14 protein-coding genes and 1 tRNA gene are annotated in these 13,412 nt (G+C 68.9%); 7 read left to right on the top strand and 8 right to left on the bottom strand.

Going from position 1 to position 13,412, the window contains the following annotated elements; genetic code table 11:
* Nucleotides 1-17 precede the first annotated feature (17 nt).
* Nucleotides 18-1,790, bottom strand: a complete 1,773-nt coding sequence (locus ACFFGE_RS02015) for a M14 family metallopeptidase (protein ID WP_376833803.1) — start codon at nt 1,788-1,790, stop codon at nt 18-20.
* A gap of 196 nt (nt 1,791-1,986) precedes the next feature.
* Between ACFFGE_RS02015 and ACFFGE_RS02010 the strand changes: the two genes are divergently transcribed.
* Nucleotides 1,987-2,772 carry a hypothetical protein gene (locus tag ACFFGE_RS02010; protein ID WP_376833801.1) on the top strand — a complete coding sequence of 262 codons (786 nt, stop codon included), beginning with the start codon at nt 1,987-1,989 and terminating at the stop codon, nt 2,770-2,772.
* A 33-nt stretch (nt 2,773-2,805) separates the two neighbouring features.
* On the opposite strand, the gene ACFFGE_RS02005 is transcribed toward ACFFGE_RS02010, so the two are convergent.
* The 6 genes from ACFFGE_RS02005 to folE all read right to left on the bottom strand — a co-directional run bounded on the left by ACFFGE_RS02005 (nt 2,806) and on the right by folE (nt 7,670).
* Entirely contained in the window at nt 2,806-4,335 is a 1,530-nt protein-coding gene (locus tag ACFFGE_RS02005; protein ID WP_376833799.1) for a UbiD family decarboxylase, read from the bottom strand.
* A 41-nt stretch (nt 4,336-4,376) separates the two neighbouring features.
* A complete protein-coding gene (locus ACFFGE_RS02000) occupies nt 4,377-4,622 on the bottom strand; it encodes a helix-turn-helix domain-containing protein (RefSeq protein WP_376833797.1) in 246 nt (81 codons plus the stop codon).
* Nucleotides 4,619-5,458 (bottom strand): aldo/keto reductase, encoded by an 840-nt coding sequence (locus tag ACFFGE_RS01995; RefSeq protein ID WP_376833795.1) that lies wholly within the window; start codon nt 5,456-5,458, stop codon nt 4,619-4,621. The genes ACFFGE_RS02000 and ACFFGE_RS01995 overlap by 4 nt, the downstream gene beginning before the upstream one ends.
* A gap of 49 nt (nt 5,459-5,507) precedes the next feature.
* The gene (locus tag ACFFGE_RS01990) at nt 5,508-6,359 is read right to left on the bottom strand and encodes an alpha/beta hydrolase family protein (RefSeq protein ID WP_376833793.1); all 852 of its coding nucleotides are present in this window, start codon (nt 6,357-6,359) and stop codon (nt 5,508-5,510) included.
* A gap of 120 nt (nt 6,360-6,479) precedes the next feature.
* Nucleotides 6,480-6,914, bottom strand: a complete 435-nt coding sequence (locus ACFFGE_RS01985) for a biopolymer transporter ExbD (RefSeq protein ID WP_376833791.1) — start codon at nt 6,912-6,914, stop codon at nt 6,480-6,482.
* A gap of 141 nt (nt 6,915-7,055) precedes the next feature.
* Complete coding sequence (gene folE / locus ACFFGE_RS01980; RefSeq protein ID WP_376833789.1) at nt 7,056-7,670, bottom strand: GTP cyclohydrolase I FolE; 615 nt, start codon at nt 7,668-7,670, stop codon at nt 7,056-7,058.
* A gap of 163 nt (nt 7,671-7,833) precedes the next feature.
* On the opposite strand from folE, the gene cysS reads away from it, so the two are divergent.
* Nucleotides 7,834-9,228: a cysteine--tRNA ligase gene (gene cysS, locus ACFFGE_RS01975; RefSeq protein ID WP_376833787.1), complete on the top strand. Its 1,395-nt coding sequence runs from the start codon at nt 7,834-7,836 to the stop codon at nt 9,226-9,228.
* A gap of 4 nt (nt 9,229-9,232) precedes the next feature.
* Here the strand turns inward: cysS and ACFFGE_RS01970 are convergent.
* Nucleotides 9,233-9,322: transfer RNA gene (locus tag ACFFGE_RS01970), tRNA-Ser, on the bottom strand.
* A gap of 87 nt (nt 9,323-9,409) precedes the next feature.
* Here ACFFGE_RS01970 and ACFFGE_RS01965 point away from each other — a divergent pair.
* Genes ACFFGE_RS01965 through ACFFGE_RS01945 form a run of 5 tightly spaced genes read left to right on the top strand, consistent with a single transcriptional unit; the run spans nt 9,410 to nt 13,354 of the window.
* Nucleotides 9,410-10,147: a septal ring lytic transglycosylase RlpA family protein gene (locus ACFFGE_RS01965; RefSeq protein ID WP_376833785.1), complete on the top strand. Its 738-nt coding sequence runs from the start codon at nt 9,410-9,412 to the stop codon at nt 10,145-10,147.
* A gap of 42 nt (nt 10,148-10,189) precedes the next feature.
* Nucleotides 10,190-10,816, top strand: coding sequence for a dTMP kinase (tmk, locus tag ACFFGE_RS01960; protein WP_376833783.1), 627 nt, complete (start codon nt 10,190-10,192; stop codon nt 10,814-10,816).
* On the top strand, nt 10,813-11,787 hold the full coding sequence (locus ACFFGE_RS01955) for a DNA polymerase III subunit delta' (RefSeq protein WP_376833781.1): 975 nt from the start codon (nt 10,813-10,815) through the stop codon (nt 11,785-11,787). The genes tmk and ACFFGE_RS01955 overlap by 4 nt, the downstream gene beginning before the upstream one ends.
* Nucleotides 11,781-12,560 (top strand): TatD family hydrolase, encoded by a 780-nt coding sequence (locus ACFFGE_RS01950; protein ID WP_376833779.1) that lies wholly within the window; start codon nt 11,781-11,783, stop codon nt 12,558-12,560. Before ACFFGE_RS01955 ends, ACFFGE_RS01950 begins: the two co-directional genes overlap by 7 nt.
* Nucleotides 12,557-13,354, top strand: coding sequence for an MBL fold metallo-hydrolase (locus ACFFGE_RS01945; RefSeq protein ID WP_376833777.1), 798 nt, complete (start codon nt 12,557-12,559; stop codon nt 13,352-13,354). Before ACFFGE_RS01950 ends, ACFFGE_RS01945 begins: the two co-directional genes overlap by 4 nt.
* The last annotated feature ends 58 nt before the right edge of the window (nt 13,355-13,412 follow it).

Raw genomic sequence — 13,412 nt, 5'->3', positions numbered from 1 at the left:
TCCTCCGCCGCAACGCGTCAGCGCACCTCGCGCGCGATCGGATAAAGCCGGAAACGGTCGTCGTGGAACGGCGTACGCTCATAGAACCACTGCAGCCGGGCGTCCCCGTCGGCGGCGAAGGCGGCGTCGGCCGCCAGCTTCGCCTCGAACTCGGCCTTCAGCGCCGGGTCGGCGGCCAGCATGGCCTCGGCCAGCGGCGCGATCGCGTACCCCTCGATGTATTCCACACGGTTCAGCACCTCGTGGAACATGCCCCAGGCGAAGAAGCTCTCGCTGGACTGCGGCTCGAGCAGCAGAACGACGACGTCCCCGAGCGGCTGGTCCGTGGACACCCGGACAGAGCCGGTCGGGAAGGTCCAGTCGCGACGCTCGGGCTCGACCGTGCGCACCGTGACCGGCACGTGGCCCTCGTTCGTGCGCGGCGACACCTGAGGATCGACCAGGCGCAGCATCTCGACCTGAACCGCGCGCGGCTCCGTCAGGGTCTCCATCGCGATTCCGTGCACCCGCAGGCGCTCGATGATGTCCGCACGGTGCGCCGGCACCCAATAGGCCTCGGGGCGCGCCAGCGTCAGCGTCGGACGCGAGCCGTAGAAGGGCAGGGACCAGATCTCGGGGTCCGGCTCGCCCAGCCAGCGGATCTCCTCGCGTCCCGACGCGGGGCTGAGGTAGGTCTCGTAGCGAATGCCCTTGAAGGCGCGCTGGTAGGCGGGCTCCGGATCGGGAACGAAGTTCGCCGGGATCTCCGCGGGGCGCAGGGCGGAATCGTCCGCGATCGCCCGCCGGAGCTCCCCGCCCCGCTCCGCCAGCAGCCGCATCGCCGTCGCGACGAAGACATATGTGCCCAGCACCCGCTGCTCGAACGGCTTCAGGCTGTGGTTCTCGATCAAGATGGTCGGCACGTGCGCCGCCGAGCCCCAGCCGTTGGAGAACCGCTCGCCCAGCCCGCCGTCCGACAGGCCCGCGCGCGGGTTCGAATCATCGATGCCGAAGACGAGCTCGCCCGGGATATGCCCCTGCGCTTCCAGAGCGGCGTTCATGTCCGGCTTGAACCGATCGTCCAGCCAGCGGGCCGTGTCGGGACTGCGCGACCAGACGCCGTTCTCGCCGTTGTAGCCATAGGTGAAGTCGTACTGGTAATCCATGCCGTCGGTGACGTGCACGTCGACGTACAGGTCCGGCCGGTACCTCAGGATCAGGCCGCGCACCGCGCGCATCTCGACCTGATCCAGCTTCATGTAGTCGCGGTTGAGGTTCTGGTTCGTGGCCGTGTTGCGCCAGCCCTGGATGCGGGGGCCGCGCTGGTTGGGACGTGAGTAGCCCGAAGCCCGCTCATGCCCGTCCACCGACAGGATCGGGATCAGGATCAGGTTCACCCGGTCCAGCAGGTCATCACGTCCATAGTGCGCGATGTCGCGCAGCAGCATCATGCCGGCGTCCTTGCCGTCGATCTCGCCCGGGTGGATGCCCGCCTGGACAAGCAGCACCGGCTTGGCCGGATCGAACGCCCGACCATCCTTCGACGCGATCACCGCATAGATCGACCGCCCCTCGGGCGAGACGCCGAACTCTTCGATGCGGATCAGGTCGGACGAGGCGTCCAGCCGGTCGAACCAGGCGCGCGTCTCGACATAGTCGGGGCTGAAGTCGAGCTCGGGATCACGCTCGAAGTCCGTCGCCCACGGATCGGACGCGGGCCTCAGCAGCGCGCGGCTGGCGCCGTCCCAGGCGGGTGCGGGCGGCAGAAAGGACTGGTCCCAGGGCGCGGAGTCGGAACCGGACTGAGACATGACGGGGCTCGCGGAAAAGAGGCACAACAGGAGCGGGACAAGGGCGCGCATGCGCCTTCCTTCACCAATGTGGTCAGCCGATCAACCACCCGCGCGGCGTTCCGCCACATCATCACAGTGGCACAGCTTCCCCATCTGCGCTCGCAGCGAGGGTTCTGTCCTGTCGCCGACATAGTGTTCAGAAGGAGTGAGGATCATGTCCAAGACCATCGCCGTCGCCTCCGCACTGGCTTTGGTGGCCGCCGCCGGCGCCGCCCAGGCCCAGACCGCCCCCGGCCAGTGGACCTTCGGGTTCGAGGCCGGAGCGGAGTTTCCCACCGACGGAGAGGTCCATGAGGGCGCCATCGCCCCGGTTCCCGACCTCGGTCCGTTGAACCCCGCGCTGGCCGGGGTGGACGCGGAGTTGCGCATCGAGCCCCGCAGCTATGACGACATCTATGGCGAGGCCTTCAACCTGGGCTTCGAAGCGGCCTATGGCGTCAGCGACAGCGCCGAGGCGTTCGGTTCGGTGCGCTACGTCAAATCGGACGAGGGCACGGTGCAGGTCGGCGGCGCCTTCGTCCCGGCCCTGAACACCACCCTTCCGGTGTTCGGCACCTTCGGCGATGTTGAAAGCTGGATCGTCGAGGCCGGTTATCGGCAATACTTCGGGTCCGGCGCGATCCGGCCCTATGTGGCGGGTCGTCTGGGCGCCGCCTTCACCGACTCGGTCGAGGCGACCTTCGAGATCCCGGACGCCGACATCCTGATCGCCAACGCACCCTTCTACGACAGCACGACCAGCATTTCGGCGGGCATCGACCTGGGCGTGTCCTGGCAGGTCAGCGACACGGTCTCGCTGCAGGCCGAAACCGGCTATCGCTACGTCGGCGAGCTGGACGGCGACGACAGCGCGATCGGCGGTCTGGGCCTGGCCTCCATCAACGACGTGGGCGAACGGACCTATGTGCCGCTGACGGTTCGGGCCAAGTTCACCTTCTGACCAAAGGACGGTGGGAGCGCGCCTCCCACCGTCTCATTTCCAGATCGGCGCGCCGTCACCCGGCAGGCCGAGGCGCGCCCACATCTCACTGACCCGCTCGACCACCTCCGGGTCCATGCGGATGACCTCGCCCCATTCGCGCTTCGTCTCGGGCGCCCATTTGTCGGTGGCGTCCAGGCCGATCTTGGACCCCAGACCGCTCTCGGGGCTGGCGAAGTCCAGATAGTCGATGGGGGTGTTCTCGATGACGGTGATGTCGCGGGCAGGGTCCATCTTGGTGGAGATGGCCCACATGACGTCCTTCCAGTCCCGGGCGTCGACGTCGTGGTCCACGACGATGACCCACTTGGTGTACATGAACTGTCGCAGATAGCTCCAGACGCCCAGCATCACCCGCTTGGCGTGGCCGGGGTAGGCCTTCTTCATCGACACCACGGCGATGCGGTAGCTGCACCCTTCGGGCGGCAGCCAGAAGTCGACGATCTCGGGGAACTGCTGGCGCAGCAGCGGGATGAAGACCTCGTTCAGCGCCTCACCGAGCACGCTGGGCTCGTCCGGCGGCCTCCCGGTGAAGGTGGTCAGGTAGATCGGGTCCTTCCGCATCGTGATCACGCCGACCTGGAACACCGGGAAGGTCTCGACCGAATTGTAGTAGCCCGTGTGGTCGCCGTAGGGGCCCTCGGGCGCATGCTCGTCCAGCAGGACGTGGCCCTCCAGCACGATCTCCGCCTGCGCCGGGACCATCAGCGGCACGGTCTTGCAGGGAACCAGCTCGGCCTTGGCCCCGCGCATCAGGCCGGCGAACTGGTATTCGCTCAGGGTATCCGGCACCGGCGTGACGGCCGCCAGGATCGTGCCCGGGTCGGCGCCCAGCACGACGGCGCAGGGCAGGGGCTCGCGCTTGCCCGCCTTCTTGTGCCGGGCGTAGTGCTGGGCACCGCCGCGATGGGCCAGCCAGCGCATGATGGTCCTGTCCTTGCCCAGAACCTGCATGCGGTAGATGCCGAGGTTGAAGTCGTCCTCGCGCGCGTCGGACGGGCCCTTGGTCACCACGAGACCCCAGGTGATCAGCGGCGCCGGCTCACCCGGCCAGCAGCCCTGGATGGGCAGGGCGGTCAGGTCGATCCGGTCGCCCGTCAGCACCACCTCCTGAACCGGCGCGCGCTTCACGACCTTGGGCCGCATGGCCATTACGGTCTGCGCCAGCGGCAGCATCTCGAGCGCATCGCCCAAGCCGCGCGGAGGCGTCGGATTACGCAGGAAGGCCAGCAGTTCGCCGACCTCACGCAGCTCCTGCGGCGTCGTGCGTCGCTTCTTCTCCAGCGTGACGCCCATGGCCACGCGCTTCACCGTCCCGAACAGGTTGGCGAGACACGGGATCGGGCTGATCGAGCCGTCCGGCATCACCGGCCTCTCGAAGATCACCGCCGGGCCGCCGTTCCTCAGCAGCCGGGTCTGGATCTCGGTCATCTCCAGATGGGTGGACACCGGCTCGCGCACGCGGACCAGCTCGCCCTCCGCTTCCAGCAGATCGATGAAGTCGCGCAGGGACGTGTAGGCCATGCCCGTGCTTAGGCGGGCCGACCCGGCCTGTCACCTGCCCCTCAGGTCGCGGAAGTGTCCGACATCAGCGCCCAGCGCGGCAGGCCCAGCTTGCGGCTGACGGCGGTCAAGGCCTCGGCGCTCAGGCGTTCCCGACCGGCCTCGGCGCGCCGCAGCTGTTCGATGGTCAGGCCGGTCCCCTTCGCCAGGTCGTCAAGGGACAGTTCGCGACGGGTCCGCCAGGTCTTCAAGCGAGCCCCGACGCGCGCCGCCTCCGGATCCGACGCCGGAAACCCCAGGATCTTCAAGCGGCGTCGTCCCAGACGAAGTCGGGGTCGATCCAGTCGCCCAGACGACCGTCCGGCCGCGCCAGGGCCGAGATGCGCTGCATCTCTTCGCCCGTCAGCTGGAAGTCCCAGATGTCGAAGTTCTCCCGCGCCCGGCTCTCCTTCTGGGTGCGCGGAATGGCGATGATCCCCTGCTGCACCAGCCAGCGCAGCGTGACCTGACCCGGCGTCTTGCCGTGGGCGCGGCCGATCTCGACCAGGGTCGCGTCCTCGGCGACCTTGCCCTGGGCCAAGGGCGACCAGGCCGTCAGCGTCGAGCCGAGCTCCTTCGCGGCGGCGATCAGCGGCTGGTTGGACAGGTAGGGGTGGTGCTCGACCTGGTTGGTTATGAGGGGCGCGTCGGAGTAGCCCTGCGCCTCGCGGAACACCGCCGACGGGAAGTTCGACAGGCCGATGTGCCGGGTCAGACCGCGAGCCTTCGCGTCGTTGAGCGCCCGCACCGTTTCGTCCATCGCCGGCTTCCGCTTGGGCCAGTGCAGCAGCAGCAGGTCCGGGGTGGTCCCCAGGCTCTCGGCCGACTCCTCGGCCTGGCGCTGCAGATCGCCGTCCGCGAAATGGGCGACCCAGATCTTGGTCGTCAGAAAGATCTCGTCGCGGGGGACGCCGGAGTCGCGAATGCCTTCGCCGACGGCCTTCTCGTTCTTGTAGATCCACGCCGTGTCGATGTGGCGATAGCCCATCTCGAGCGCGGACCGGACCATGCGCCGGGCGTCGTCGGGCTCCAGCATCCAGGTCCCGAAACCCAGGACAGGGATGGCGACTCCGGCGGCTTCGGCGGTGACGGTCGGGTTCGGCATGGACGGCTCCTTGGGACGAGGTCCCTATATGGTCTCGGGCCGACCGCGCTCAACCTTTCAGCCAGTCCCAGATCTCGTCCCACAGCGGCTCGAGCCCTCGACGGAAAGCCCCCTCGTGCCCGATCCGCGCCACGCCGAAGTCGGCGGGGCCGCGCACGACGATCTCCGACGGCGCGTTGGGATAGACCTTCAACATGTCCGCGCCGGTTCGCGGGGTGGCGATGGGGTCGTCCGGAAAGATCCAGGACCGGATGGGGCTGCGGACGTCGTCGAAGGCGTGAGGACGCAGTCGCCGGGCGAGCTCGTCGGCGAAGTAATCCGGCTTCAGGCACCAGCGTCGCCAGGTCATGTAGACGCCGCGGGGCAGGTCGGCGCCGCGCCACAGGGAGCCGCCCTTCACATAGCCATGGCGACGAAGGCTCCAGGGCCCGTAGCCGAACCAGAAGAACAGCTCGATCGGGTTGTAGCTGCGGTGGTGGCGTCCCCAGTAGCCGGAGCCCACGGAGATGAAGGCGTGGCGCTCAATGCGGTCGTGATTGGGCATGAAGCCCGCGAAGTGGCCGCCGACGCTGTGTCCGACATGGACGATCGGCAGACCGGGCGCATGTGCCGCGAGCGTGTTCAGGGCGGCGGGCATGTCCAGCCGTCCCCAGTCGGGATAGTCCATCGCCATCGCCGCGAGATCTTCCGGCCGCGACGCGCCGATGCCGCGAAAGTCGTAGGTCAGGACGACCGCGCCCCTCGCCGCGACATTGCGGGCGAACCGCTCGTAGAAGCCCTGCGGAAATCCGGTGCCCGAGGTGACGAGCACGGCGATGGTCGGCGCTTCGCCCCCATAGACGCGACCGCCGAGATCATAGCCGTCAAGCGCGGCGAACCTCACGTCCCGAACGGCGGCCATGGCGTGCTCCAAGCGTTGCGTTTCGCAACGGACACCAAGACGCGGCCGGCGGTCAAGTCCCCAAAAGGAAAAGGGCCGTCCCGGCGGGACGGCCCTCGATCTCTCCGACTAAGCGGCGGCTCAGGTGATGTCTTCGTTCAGCAGACCGACCTTCAGGAAGCCGTTCTCCTGCAGCGTGTTCATCACTTCCATGAACTCGTTGTAGCGGACTTCCGGCTGGGCGCGGACGAACACGCGCTCCTCCTGGCAGGCGCCGCCGCCGAGGGCCGCGCAGACGTCCGCCGGCAGGGTCTCGATGGTGGTCTGCTGATCGGCGATGAACAGGGAGCCCGATTCCTGGATGGTGATATAGACCGGCTCTTCCTGCTCCTGGTTGTCGCTCGGCACGGGCGGCGGCAGGTCCAGACGGATCGACACGGTCGCCAGCGGCGCGGCCACCATGAAGATGATCAGAAGCACCAGCATGACGTCCACGAACGGCGTCACGTTGATGTCCGAGTTCTGCTCGATCGTCTTGCCGCCCTGGCCCGACGGTCCCGAAAGCTTGGCGCCCATACGCAGGTGTCTCCGCTCGGCCCGAACGCATCCGGGCGATTTCGTTCACGACGTCTCTTGGCGGGCCCGGCGACGCTTGTAAAGCGCCGACAGGCCCTGATCGGTCAGCCCCGTGCGGATTTCGCCCGGGAGGCGAGGGGATCAGCCCTTCGCCAGCTTCACGAACCGCTCCACCAACGCCGGATCGTCCTTGAAGGCTCCAGTGAACCGCGTCGTGATGGTGGAAACATGGCGATGGTGCACCCCGCGGGTCGTCATGCATTGGTGCTCCGCGTCGATCATCACGGCGACCCCGCGCGGGTCGAGGTGCTCCTCGATGGCGTTGACGATCTCCTGGGTCAGGGTCTCCTGCGTCTGCAGCCGGCGGGAGAAGATCTCCACGACGCGGGCGATCTTGGAGATGCCGACCACCTTGTCCTTCGGCAGATAGGCGACATAGGCCTTGCCCAGGAACGGCGCCATGTGATGCTCGCAGTGGCTTTCCACCTCGATGTCGCGCAGGAGCACGATGTCGTCGTAGCCCTGGACGTCCTCGAAGATGCGCGACAGCTCCTTCCCCGGATCGGCCTGATAGCCTTCGAACCATTCGCCGTAGGCGTCGACCACGCGCTTGGGCGTGTCCTTCAGACCTTCGCGATCCGGATCGTCGCCGGCCCAGGCGATCAGGGTCCGCACGGCGGCGAGGGCTTCCTCGCGGGACGGGCGTTGTTCGTCGCGCGCGGCGACCAGGGTGGGCTTGCTCACCTGAGCATCCATGTCATGACGTCCGCGGCGAAGTAGCGCCGGGACGAAGGCCCCGGATGGACGCGCGCCGCGCTCCCTTTCAATGTCGGACCGCGGACGGTTGGGCCGGGGCGACGACACGGCTATATGGGCCCGACCTCCCTTCCCGCAACAAGCCCCTGGCCCCTGCCGCGAAATGACGCTGTTTCTGCACGACACCCTGCGCCGCGAGAAGCGCGCCTTCGAGCCCCGCGATCCGTCCCGGGTGACGCTCTACGTCTGCGGGCCCACGGTCTACGACTACGCCCATATCGGCAATGCGCGTCCGCCGGTGGTGTTCGACGTCCTGGTTCGACTGCTTCGGCGAAGCTACGGAAAAGACAGCGTCATCTATGCCCGCAACGTCACGGATGTGGACGACAAGATCAACGCCAAGGCCGCGCGGGAGGGCGTGCCGATCGGCGAGGTCACGGCGCGGTACGAGGCGGCCTATCTGGAGGACATGGCGCGGCTGAACGTGGCGCCGCCGGACATCGCGCCGCACGTCACCGATCACATCCCGGCCATCGTGTCGCAGATCCGGGCGATCCTCGACGCCGGGGCCGCCTATGAGGCTGAGGGCCATGTCCTGTTCGACGTCTCGGCCTACGCGGCCTATGGCGCCCTGTCGGGCAGGAACCTGGACGACATGATCGCCGGCGCCCGGGTCGAGGTCGCGCCGTACAAAAAGAATCCGCACGACTTCGTCCTGTGGAAACCGTCCAAGGCGGACGAGCCGGCCTGGGACAGCCCCTGGGGCGCGGGGCGTCCCGGCTGGCACATCGAATGCTCGGCCATGATCGAGGCGCAGCTGGGCCTGCCCATCGACATCCACGGCGGCGGCATCGACCTGGTGTTTCCGCACCACGAAAACGAGATCGCCCAGGGCGTCTGCGCCCACGGTCATGCGACGCCCGACGCCTACGCCCGATACTGGATGCACAACGGCTTCCTGACCGTCGACGCCGAGAAGATGTCCAAGTCGATCGGCAACGTCCTGCTGCTCCACGACCTGGTGCAGGCGATGCCGGGGGAGGTGGTGCGCTGGGCGCTGCTGAGCGCCCACTACCGCCAGCCCCTCGACTGGAACCAGGGCCTGCTGGACCAGAGCCGCAAGAACCTGGACCGCCTCTACGGCGCGCTCCATCGCGCGGCCACGGTCGAGGCCTCCACCGACGAGCCCCCGGCGGAGTTCCTGAAAGCGCTGAACGATGACCTGAACACGCCGGGCGCCATGGCGGTGCTGTTCGGCCTGTCCAGCGAGATCGAGCGCGCGATGACGGCGGGCGATCACGGCGTGGTGGCGCGCGCGAAGGGCGAGCTGGTCGCCGCCGCGGTCCTGCTCGGCGTCCTCCAGAGCTCGCCCGAGCAGTGGTTCGGCGGGGCCGACGAGGACCTCAAGACCGAAGTCGAGCGTCTGCTGGCCGAGCGCCACGCCGCCCGCGCCGCCAAGGACTGGCCCGCCGCCGACCGCATCCGCGACCGGCTGAACGCGCTGAACGTTGTGGTCATGGACGGCCCGGACGGCGCGACCTGGCGGGTAAAGGGCTGAAGCTTGGCGGACAGGGTGGGATTCGAACCCACGGTAGGCTCACACCTACGGCGGTTTTCAAGACCGCTGCCTTAAACCACTCGGCCACCTGTCCGTCGGCGGTGCTCTAGCAGGGCGGGGCCGCGTTAACCAAAGGGGAAAAATCGCCGGGCATGCTGGGGGCATGTCCAGATGGCGGCTCTTGGCGATCCTTCTCGTGGCGCTGGCGGCCTCGGGCTGCGCCAGCGTCGGCGAGCGGCCGCCTCCGGGCGCCTACGCCCCCGTGACCGATCCGGCGCCGATCGTCTCCGGAACGATGCGGCCATACCAGATCCGGGGCCGCTGGTACCGGCCGGAGGAGCAGCCCGGCTATGACGAGGTCGGTCTGGCGTCCTGGTACGGGGACGCCTTCCATGGCCGCCCGACCGCGACCGGCGAGCGGTTCGACATGCATGGACTGACCGCCGCCCACAAGACGCTGCCGCTGCCGGGGCTGGTCGAGGTGACGAACCTTGAAACCGGTCAGCGCGCGGTGCTGCGGGTGAACGATCGCGGCCCGTTCGTGGACGGGCGGATCATCGACCTGTCGCGGGGGGCGGCCGAGACCCTGGGTCTGCTGAACAGGGGGGTCGGGCGGGTGCGCGTGCGCTACCTCGGCCGGGCGCCGCGCCTCGGCGGCGGCCAGCCTCTGCGGCGGGCGGACGCCGCCCCGCCGCCCGCGCCTCGAACGAGCTATTGGGTCAGCGCCGGCGCCTTCCTCGACCGCGACAACGCCGACCGGCTGGCGCGGGACTTCTCGGGCGCGGCCCGCGTCGCGCGCGACGGCGAACTGTTCCGGCTGACGCTGGGCCCCTATGCCGACGCCAACGCGGCCGAGCGCGCGCGCCAGGCGGCGGTCGAGCGTGGCGTCTCCGACGCGCGCCTGTTCACGGCCCCCTGATCAGGCCTTGCCTGACGCGCCCGGGCCGCCATTGTGCGATCCATGACTCGCGGACGGTTCATCACCCTGGAAGGCGGCGAAGGCGCCGGCAAATCGACCCAGGCCGCGCGTTTGGTCGAAGCGCTGGAACGCCAGGGTCGCCGCGTGATCCGCACCCGCGAGCCCGGCGGGTCCAAGGGGGCCGAGGACATTCGAGGGCTCGTGGTGCGCGGCGACGCGGAGCGCTGGTCCGCCCGCACGGAGGCGCTGTTGATGTTCGCCGCGCGCTCCGACCATCTGGAACGCACCATTCGCCCGGCGCTCGAGCGGGGCGAATGGGTGATCTGCGATCGCTTCGCCGACTCCAGCCGGGTGTACCAGGGCGTCGCCGGCGGTCTGGACCCGGACTTCATCGAGGCGCTGGACGAGGCGGTGGTCGGGCCGGATCAGCCGGACCTGACCCTGATCTTCGACCTGCCGGTGGAGACTGGACTCGCGCGCGCCGGGACCCGCGCCGGCGATGAAGATCGCTTCGAGGGCAAGGGCGCGGCGTTTCACGCCCGGCTGGCGGAGGGCTTTCGCGATCTGCCGCGCCGCTTCCCCGGGCGCTGCGTCCTGATCGACGCCTCGGGCGATCCCGACGCCGTCTCCGCGCGGGTCATGGCGGCTGTCGAGGCGCGGTTGGGATGAGTCATCCGCGCGAGCGCTTCGAGCTGATCGCCGATGTCGGCGCGGAGGCCGCGTTCCTGGACGCCTGGAACCGGGGCCGACTTCATCATGGCTGGCTGCTGACCGGCGTCGAGGGGATCGGCAAGGCGAGCTTCGCCTACCGCGCCGCGCGTCGCTTGCTGGGCGCCGAGGCCGACGCCACGCGCGGGCCCCTGGGCGCCTCGCCGCATGACCCGGTCAGCCGTCTGGTCGCCGGCCGCGCGCACCCGGACCTGCTCGTGCTGGAGCGGGAGGAGGAGGGCGGACGCGTCAAGCGCACCATCTCGGTCGACCAGGCCCGAACCCTGCCGGAGTTCTTCTCCAAGAGCCCCTCACGGGCGCAGTGGCGCGTCGCCATCGTCGACGCGGCCGATGATCTGAACCTCAACGCCGCCAATGCTTTGCTCAAGGTTCTTGAGGAGCCGCCGGAGCGTGGCGTGCTGCTCCTGGTCAGCCATGCCCCCGGTCGGCTTCTGGCCACCATCCGCTCCCGCTGCCGGCGCCTGGCCTTCCCACGCTGGAGCGAGGCGGCGCTCGCCGAACTCGTCGCCGGGCGCGCGGGAGTGGACGAGCAGGCCGCGCGGCGGATCGCCGCGATGGCGTCGGGGTCGCCGGGGCAGGCGCTGGCGCTCGCCTCCGGACCCATGCTCGAACTGGACGCCCTGGCCGATCGCTGGGTGCGCGAGGGTCTGGCGCCTGCGGAGCAGGTGGCCGCGGCCGACAGCTTCCGGGGCGGGGAGGGGGCGGCGCGCTTCGAAGCCCTGATGGAGCGGCTCGCCGCAGCGGCCCGACGCCGGGCAGGCGACAGCGCGCCGCAGGCCGCCGCCCGCTGGGGCGAGCTATGGAGCCGGCTCGAGGCGCTGCGCGAACAGGCGCTCGGCCTGAACCTCGACAAGGCCGATGCGTTGGCCACCGCCGTCGCCGACCTGAACCGGACCCGCGCCGCATGCTGATCGACAGCCACGTCAACCTGCACGCGCCCCAGTTCGACGATGATCGCGACGCGGTGATTCAGCGCGCCCGCGACGCCGGCGTGGGCCTGATGGTGGAGATTTCCGACCGGGTCTCCAGCTTCGAAACCACGCACGCCCTGGCGATGGCCCATCCGGACCTGTGGTGCACCGTTGGCACGCATCCTCACGAAGCCAAGGAGGATCCCGACCTGTCGGCGGACCGGCTGATCGAGCTGTCGCAGCGAGAAAAGGTCGTTGGGATAGGGGAGTGCGGTCTCGACTTCCACTATGATCTCAGCCCCCGCGACGTGCAGGCGAAGGTATTCCGCGCCCATTGCGCGGCCGCGCGGGAAACCGGCCTGCCGCTGGTGGTTCACACCCGGGAAGCCGACGCGGTGATGTCCGGCATCCTGCGTGACGAGCATGCCAAGGGTCCATTCAAGTTCCTGATGCACTGCTACACAAGCGGGGGGGAATTGGCTGAACTCGCGGCGGAAATGGGCGCGTGGTTCTCGGTCTCGGGCATCGCCACCTTCAAGGCCGCGGAAGAGGTGCGCGAGCTGGTCCGGAACTTTCCGGAGGACCGGATCATCGTCGAGACCGACTGCCCCTATCTGGCCCCGGCGCCGCATCGCGGGCGTCGTAACGAGCCGGCCTACATCGGCCTCGTGCTGGACAAGCTCGCCGAGCTTCGCGGCTGGTCGCGCGAGCAGGCGGAGCGACGGACGGAGGACGCCTTCTTCAACCTGTTCGACCGCATTCCGCGCCCATGACGCTCGAGGTGGTGATCCTGGGCTGCGGCTCGTCCGGCGGCGTTCCGCGCGGCGACGGCGACTGGGGGGCGTGCGATCCGGCCGAAGCGAAGAACCGGCGCACCCGGTGTTCGCTGCTGCTTCGCAAGGCCGGGGCGGACGGCGAGACGAACGTTCTGATCGACACATCCCCGGATCTCCGGGCCCAGGCCCTGGCGGCCAGCCTTCGCAGCGTGGACGCGGTGCTCTACACCCACGATCACGCTGACCAGACCCACGGCATCGACGACCTGCGCGTCTTCGCGATGCGACGCCGAAAACGGATCGACGCCTGGATGGACCTCGCCACCGGCACGGCGCTCAAGGAACGATTCCGCTACATCTTCGAAAGCGTCGAAGGGTACCCGGCGATCCTCGAGGCCCGCGACCTGCCGCCGTTCGGGCAGCCGTTCGAGGTCGCGGGCCCCGGCGGCGCGCTGGAGGTCGTCACCTTCGACCAGGCGCACGGGCCGATCCGCTCGGTCGGCTACCGCGTCGGGCCCGTCGCATACTCCAGCGACGTGTCGGATCTGGACGAGCGTGCGCTGGAGGAGGTGGCGAAGGCCGAGCTCTGGATCGTCGATGCGCTTCGCTACACGCCGCACCCGACGCATGCGCATCTGGATCGGACCCTCGACTGGATCGCGCGCGTCGGCGTGCCGCGTTCGGTTCTCACCAACCTGCACCTGGACATGGATTACGCGACGCTGCGGGCAGTTCTTCCCGAGAATGTCGATGTCGCGTTCGATGGTTGGAGCAGGAAGTTCGCGCGATAGGACAACACACGATTTCGCATAATATATCTTAGGCGATAAACTCCTGTCCGCCGCCCTC

The sequence above is a fragment of the Brevundimonas balnearis genome, assembly GCF_042434805.1.
GTDB classification, from domain to species: Bacteria; Pseudomonadota; Alphaproteobacteria; order Caulobacterales; family Caulobacteraceae; genus Brevundimonas; species Brevundimonas balnearis.
This window is presented reverse-complemented; position numbering and strand designations above follow the sequence as displayed.

Coding starts and splice junctions, on each gene's coding strand:
- ACFFGE_RS02015 (WP_376833803.1), bottom strand. CDS start 1,790: ATGTCTCAGTCCGGTTCCGACTCCGCGCCCTGGGACCAGTCCTTTCTG.
- ACFFGE_RS02010 (WP_376833801.1), top strand. CDS start 1,987: ATGTCCAAGACCATCGCCGTCGCCTCCGCACTGGCTTTGGTGGCCGCC.
- ACFFGE_RS02005 (WP_376833799.1), bottom strand. CDS start 4,335: ATGGCCTACACGTCCCTGCGCGACTTCATCGATCTGCTGGAAGCGGAG.
- ACFFGE_RS01995 (WP_376833795.1), bottom strand. CDS start 5,458: ATGCCGAACCCGACCGTCACCGCCGAAGCCGCCGGAGTCGCCATCCCT.
- ACFFGE_RS01990 (WP_376833793.1), bottom strand. CDS start 6,359: ATGGCCGCCGTTCGGGACGTGAGGTTCGCCGCGCTTGACGGCTATGAT.
- ACFFGE_RS01985 (WP_376833791.1), bottom strand. CDS start 6,914: ATGGGCGCCAAGCTTTCGGGACCGTCGGGCCAGGGCGGCAAGACGATC.
- folE (WP_376833789.1), bottom strand. CDS start 7,670: ATGGATGCTCAGGTGAGCAAGCCCACCCTGGTCGCCGCGCGCGACGAA.
- cysS (WP_376833787.1), top strand. CDS start 7,834: ATGACGCTGTTTCTGCACGACACCCTGCGCCGCGAGAAGCGCGCCTTC.
- tmk (WP_376833783.1), top strand. CDS start 10,190: ATGACTCGCGGACGGTTCATCACCCTGGAAGGCGGCGAAGGCGCCGGC.
- ACFFGE_RS01955 (WP_376833781.1), top strand. CDS start 10,813: ATGAGTCATCCGCGCGAGCGCTTCGAGCTGATCGCCGATGTCGGCGCG.
- ACFFGE_RS01950 (WP_376833779.1), top strand. CDS start 11,781: ATGCTGATCGACAGCCACGTCAACCTGCACGCGCCCCAGTTCGACGAT.
- ACFFGE_RS01945 (WP_376833777.1), top strand. CDS start 12,557: ATGACGCTCGAGGTGGTGATCCTGGGCTGCGGCTCGTCCGGCGGCGTT.